Origin of the sequence: Parasphingopyxis sp., assembly GCF_052168275.1 — a bacterium.
GTDB lineage: Bacteria > Pseudomonadota > Alphaproteobacteria > Sphingomonadales > Sphingomonadaceae > Parasphingopyxis.
This window is the reverse complement of sequence record NZ_JBQLZM010000069.1, coordinates 1-5,416: the sequence shown is the minus strand read 5'-3', so window position 1 is coordinate 5,416 and position 5,416 is coordinate 1. Positions and strand designations below refer to the sequence as shown.

Here is a 5,416-nt window from a genome sequence, read left to right as displayed (position 1 = left end):
TGTGGACGAACTCGGCGGCCTTGGCCGGCGACCAGAGCGTGTCCGAGGTGACGATCGCGGTCTTCGCCTCGGGGAAGAGCGCGGCGACTTCGTCCGCGATCCGCTCGACCCCGGGGCCGCAGGCGACGAGGCTGTCGACCGCGCCGCATTCCGGGCATTCGTCGGGCGGCGGCATGACATGGCCGCAATGGTGGCAGGCGAGCCGGGCGAGCAGCCGGTGCTCGACCATCCAGGCCGTGCAGTTCGGGCACTGGAAGCGGTGGCCGCAGGTGCGGCACAGGGTCAGCGGCGCATAGCCGCGCCGGTTGAGGAACAGCAGCGACTGTTCCTTGCGCGCCAGCGTCTCCCCGACCGCGCGGACCAGGGTCGGCGCGAGCCAGGAGCCGCGCGGCGGCGGGTCCTGCAGCATGTCGATCGCGGCCAGCTCTGGCAGTTCCGCCGCGCCATAGCGGCCGGGCAGGGTGATTTCCTCATAGCGCCCGATCTCGACCATCTGGCGCGTCTCGATCGCCGGCGTCGCCGAGGCGAGGACGACCGGGAAGCTCTCGAAATGCCCGCGCATCACCGCGACGTCGCGCGCGTGATACATGACGCCTTCCTCCTGCTTGAAGGCGCTCTCATGCGCCTCGTCGACGATGATGAGTCCGAGCTTCGGATAGGGGAGGAACAGCGAGGAGCGCGCGCCGACCGTCACCTTCGCCTCGCCGGTGGCGATGGCCCGCCAGGCGCGGCGGCGTTCGGACTGGCGCAGCCCCGAATGCCAGGCGACGGGTTCGCAGCCGAACCGCGCCGTGAAGCGCGTGAGGAACGGTTCGGTCAGCGCGATCTCGGGCAGCAGGACGAGCGTCTGCCGGCCCATGCGCAGCGCTTCGGCGATCGCCTCGAAATAGACCTCCGTCTTGCCGGAACCCGTCACCCCGTCGAGCATGATCGGCGCGAACGCGCGCGCCTTCACCGCCTCGACCAGCCGCGCGCTCGCCCTTTGCTGGCCCTCCTCGAGTTCGGGCGGGCCGAAATCGGGATCGGGGAGCGGGAAGGGCGCGTCGAGCGAGACCTCGACCGGCTCGAGCGCGCCCGCCTTCACCAGCCCCCGGATCACGCCGACCGAGACTTCGCCGATCTCGGCCAGCTCGCGGATGATTCCCTGGCTGTCGCCGATCAGCTCGAGCGCCTGTTCGCGCTTCGGCGTCATCCGTTCGGGCATCCCGCCCGAGGCGCGATATTCGGTGATCGTCTTCTCGCCCGAATAGCCGCTGGTGGACGCCAGGCTCATCCGCAGCACCGAGGCGAGCGGTGCGAGATAATAGTCGGCCGTCCATTCGATCAGCCGCCGCAGGGTTTCGGGGATCGGCGGCGAATCGTAGACGCCGAGGATCGGGCGCAGCTTCGCCGCGGCCACCGGCGTGCCTTCGAGCCGCCCCTCGTCCCAGACCACGCCGGTCACCTGGCGCGGGCCGAGCGGCACCTTGACGATGCTGCCCGGCGGCGCGGCCATGCCGTCCGGCACCCGATAGTCGAGCGGGCCGAGCGCGGCGTTGAGGATGAGGACGCGGATGCGGTTCATGCCGTGCAACATAGGCGATGTGCCGGTCCGGGGAAGGTGCGCGCGCCCGCCCTGTCCACAACCGCGTCCGTGCGAGCGGCCTCTTTGCGATCTGGGCCTTGACGCCCGGCAAGTCCCTGCCGATAGCCTGTGGCCGAACAATCGGGCGGCGGGAACGGGACGATGGAGCTTCTGGGCGATTTTCTGACGCGTCTCGTCACGCAGTTCCAGTCTCCCGCGCTGGCCTTCCTGATCGGCGGAATGCTGCTCGCCGCGTTCCGGAGCAAGCTCGACATCCCCGACGCGATCTACAAGTTCGCGGTCTTCATGCTGCTCATGCGGATCGGCATCGAGGGCGGTCTCGAAATCCGGGACGCCGATCTCGCGGACATGCTGCTGCCCGCCATCGCGACCATTTTCATCGGCTGCGCGATCGTCCTGATCGGGCGGTTCACGCTGGCCTTTCTGCCGGGCGTGAGAACCGAAGACGCGATCGCCACGGCCGGGCTGTTCGGCGCGGTCAGCGCCTCGACGCTCGCCGCCGCGATGGTGCTGCTCGAAGAGGACGACATCTTCTACGAAGCCTGGGTGCCGGCGCTCTATCCGTTCATGGACATCCCGGCGCTGGTGCTGGCGATCGTGCTCGCCAATCTCTATTTCGCCAAGCGCGACGGCAAGACGAACGAGCGGCCACGGATCGGCGCGATCATCGCCGACAGCCTGCGCGGCTCGGCGCTGTCGGCGCTGTTGCTCGGCCTTGCCCTCGGCCTGCTCACCCGGCCCGAACAGGTGTTCGAAGGCTTTTACGATCCGCTGTTCCGCGGCCTCCTCTCGATCCTGATGCTGATCATGGGGATCGAGGCCTATCAGCGGCTCAACGAGATCCGCAAGGTCGCGCACTGGTATGCGGTCTATGCGGTCGTCTCGCCGCTGGCGCACGGCCTGATCGCGTTCGGGCTCGGCTATCTGCTGCATCTGGCGACGGGGTTCAGCCCGGGCGGGATCGTGCTGCTCGCGGTCATGGCCGGATCGAGTTCCGACATTTCGGGCCCGCCCACGCTGCGTGCGGCGATCCCGTCGGCCAATCCGTCCGCCTATATCGGCGCCTCGACCAGCATCGGCACGCCGGTGGCGATCGCGATCGGCATCCCGCTCTATGTCGCGCTGGCGCAGATCGTGTTCGGTACCGGTATCGGCTAGCGCCCGAGCCCTAGTGGTGGAATTTGTGGGGGCGCAATATCTCGACATCCTCGAGATAGGTGATCCCCGAATAATCGTCGAAATAGCGCGCCGCGACCCGGTCCGTGATCTGCTCGGCGATTTCGTGGCTCGAGACGATCACCTCGACCTTCACGTTCCGGAACGCGTCGACCACCGAAGCGCGGTTCGTCGGGCGCACGCCGCGGCTGCCCTTGCCGCCGGCCGCGACGACCGTGTAGCCGGTGCCGCCCGCCTCTTCGATGATTTCGGCGACGCCGTCGAAGATGATCTTCTCGGTGATGATCACGACTTTGGTCGCTTTGTAGGTCACGGTTTTCGCCCTCTCGGCAGGTTGCCGCTGTGCTATGTTGCCCCCCGTTCGGGGTCAAGCGGACATCTCGCCGTTCGGCGAAACCGGGGCCGGTCCGGCCGCCGTCCGCGCCTCCCGGAAGAGCCCGGGGTGCGGGCCGCCGACGACGCTCCCATTTCCTCGCCAGACGGGCATTTGCCTTGTCGCCGCAATGGGGTAGGTCTCTCCGGGAGATGGTATAGGGAGTGCGTTCATGGACAGTCGGATCGATCGCAGGACGTTGGTGAAAACGGGCGCGGCCTTGCCGCTCCTCGCGCTGGCCGGCTGCACGGGGATAGGCGGGTTCGACCTGACCGAGGCGATCCGGCGGATGCTGACCCTGTCCTCGCAGCGCGCCTTCGCCCGGCTGCTCGCCGAGGACGGTTTCTACGACGACCAGCTGGCCCGCGTGACGCTGCCCGATCAGATCGGCGGGCCGCGGGCGAGCGGCGTCGTCCGCGCGCTGCTCGCGACATCGGCGGTGCGCGGCCGCCTGCTGCGGCTGCTCAACGATGCCGCCGCGGAGGGCGCCGAGCGCGCTGCGCCGCTCGTCACCGATGCGATCCGCTCCTTCTCGGTCGCCGATGCGCTGTCGATCATCCGCGCGGCGCGGGGCGACGCCGCGACCCAGGCGCTGCGCGGCCAGATGGGCGATGCGCTCGTCACCGCGATGGTCCCCGAGATCGGGACCGCGCTGCGCGTCGCGCAGGATCCGCTGATCGGCGAGGTGCTGCGGGCGGCGACCGGCATCGACATCGCCGGGCTCGGCGCGGACGTGTCGCGCCAGGCCGCGGACGGCATCTACGCGGCGATCGGCCGGGAGGAAGCCGCGATCCGCGCCGACCCGCGCGCGACCGGCGACCCGGTCATCATCGGCGCGTTTGGATTATTGGGATAAGGGCGGGCCATCTTCGTCATTGCGAGGAGGCCCGAACTTGTTTCGGGGCGACGCGGCAATCCAGAGCGTTTCGCGCTTGGCTCTGGATTGCTTCGCTCCGCTCGCAATGACGTTGGTTGTCCAAAGACACAAGGCGCCACTTCTCTCGCTATCCCGACGTGACGGGACCCATGTGGATTGTCGGGTTCGCGGCCGTCGCGGATAAGCTATAGCGGGGTCCTCGACTCAACCGCCGCAACAGGAACGCCCGCCCATGAAATTCTTCGCCGACACCGCCGACACCGACGCCATCCGCGAACTCGCCGCCACCGGCCTGGTCGACGGCGTGACGACCAATCCGTCGCTGATCCACAAGTCCGGCCGCGACATCATGGAGGTGACGAAGGAGATTTGCGGGATCGTCGACGGCCCGGTCTCGGCCGAAGTCGTCGCGACCGAGCATGAGGCGATGATGCGCGAGGCCGAAGTCCTGCGGAAGATCGCCGACAATATCGCGATCAAGGTGCCGCTGACCGTGGACGGGCTCAAGACCTGCAAGGCGCTGACGAGCGACGGCACGATGGTCAACGTCACGCTCTGCTTCACCGCCAACCAGGCGCTGCTCGCCGCCAAGGCCGGGGCGAGCTTCATCTCGCCCTTTGTCGGGCGGCACGACGATATCGGCTATGACGGGATGAACCTGATTTCGGACATCCGGATCATCTACGACAATTACGATTTCCAGACCGAGATCCTCGTCGCCAGCGTCCGCCACCCGATCCATATCCTCGAAGCCGCGAAGATGGGCGCGGACGTCTCGACCATGCCGCCCGACGTGATCCTCAAGCTCTTCAACCATCCGCTGACGGAAAAGGGCCTCGCCGCCTTCCTGGCGGACTGGGAAAAGACCGGGCAGTCGATCGGCTGATCGCACAACCGTCATTGCGAGCGCAGCGACGCAATCCAGAGCCCCAGGCGCTATCGCCAACCGCTCTGGATTGCCGCGTCGCCTCCGGCTCCTCGCAATGACGACAAGGTTATCCGCAAGCCCTTCCGGGCGCGCGCCCGTCTTGCTAAAGCGCCATTCTTTCAACGGAAGGGTACCCCATGTCCGCTCCCACCCTCGATTTCGGTCTTGGCGAAACCGCCGACATGATCCGCGAGACGACGTCGCGCTTCGCCGCCGACAGGATCGAACCGCTCGCCAGGAAGATCGACGCTGAGGACTGGTTCCCGGTCGAGCTCTGGCCGCAGATGGGCGAGCTCGGCCTGCACGGGATCACGGTCGAGGAGGAATGGGGCGGTCTCGGGCTCGGCTATCTCGAACATTGCGTCGCGGTCGAGGAAGTGAGCCGCGCGAGCGCCTCGGTCGGCCTCAGCTACGGCGCGCATTCCAATCTCTGCGTCAACCAGATCCGCCGCTGGGGCAATGACGAGCAGAAGGCGA

6 protein-coding genes are annotated in these 5,416 nt (G+C 67.8%); 4 read left to right on the top strand and 2 right to left on the bottom strand.

Translation table 11 applies throughout. The features are described from left to right. The coding region (priA, locus tag ACTS1X_RS06055; protein WP_442613488.1) for a replication restart helicase PriA at positions 1 to 1,564 on the bottom strand (1,564 nt) is incomplete at its 3' end. 129 nt (positions 1,565 to 1,693) lie between these two features. Between priA and ACTS1X_RS06050 the strand changes: the two genes are divergently transcribed. Continuing rightward, on the top strand, positions 1,694 to 2,743 hold the full coding sequence (locus ACTS1X_RS06050; RefSeq protein WP_442613487.1) for a sodium-dependent bicarbonate transport family permease: 1,050 nt from the start codon (positions 1,694 to 1,696) through the stop codon (positions 2,741 to 2,743). A 10-nt stretch (positions 2,744 to 2,753) separates the two neighbouring features. On the opposite strand, the gene ACTS1X_RS06045 is transcribed toward ACTS1X_RS06050, so the two are convergent. Next, positions 2,754 to 3,074, bottom strand: coding sequence for a P-II family nitrogen regulator (locus ACTS1X_RS06045; RefSeq protein ID WP_442613486.1), 321 nt, complete (start codon positions 3,072 to 3,074; stop codon positions 2,754 to 2,756). Between the two features lie 232 nt (positions 3,075 to 3,306). Between ACTS1X_RS06045 and ACTS1X_RS06040 the strand changes: the two genes are divergently transcribed. From ACTS1X_RS06040 to ACTS1X_RS06030, 3 genes are all read left to right on the top strand, one after another. Next, positions 3,307 to 3,990, top strand: a complete 684-nt coding sequence (locus ACTS1X_RS06040; protein ID WP_442613485.1) for a DUF4197 domain-containing protein — start codon at positions 3,307 to 3,309, stop codon at positions 3,988 to 3,990. Between the two features lie 253 nt (positions 3,991 to 4,243). Beyond that, positions 4,244 to 4,897 (top strand): fructose-6-phosphate aldolase, encoded by a 654-nt coding sequence (gene fsa / locus ACTS1X_RS06035; RefSeq protein WP_442613484.1) that lies wholly within the window; start codon positions 4,244 to 4,246, stop codon positions 4,895 to 4,897. Positions 4,898 to 5,076: 179 nt separating this feature from the next. Further along, positions 5,077 to 5,416, top strand: a 340-nt coding sequence (locus ACTS1X_RS06030; RefSeq protein WP_442613483.1) for an acyl-CoA dehydrogenase family protein, incomplete at its 3' end; no start/stop codon positions are given.

Coding starts and splice junctions, on each gene's coding strand:
- fsa (WP_442613484.1), top strand. CDS start 4,244: ATGAAATTCTTCGCCGACACCGCCGACACCGACGCCATCCGCGAACTC.
- ACTS1X_RS06040 (WP_442613485.1), top strand. CDS start 3,307: ATGGACAGTCGGATCGATCGCAGGACGTTGGTGAAAACGGGCGCGGCC.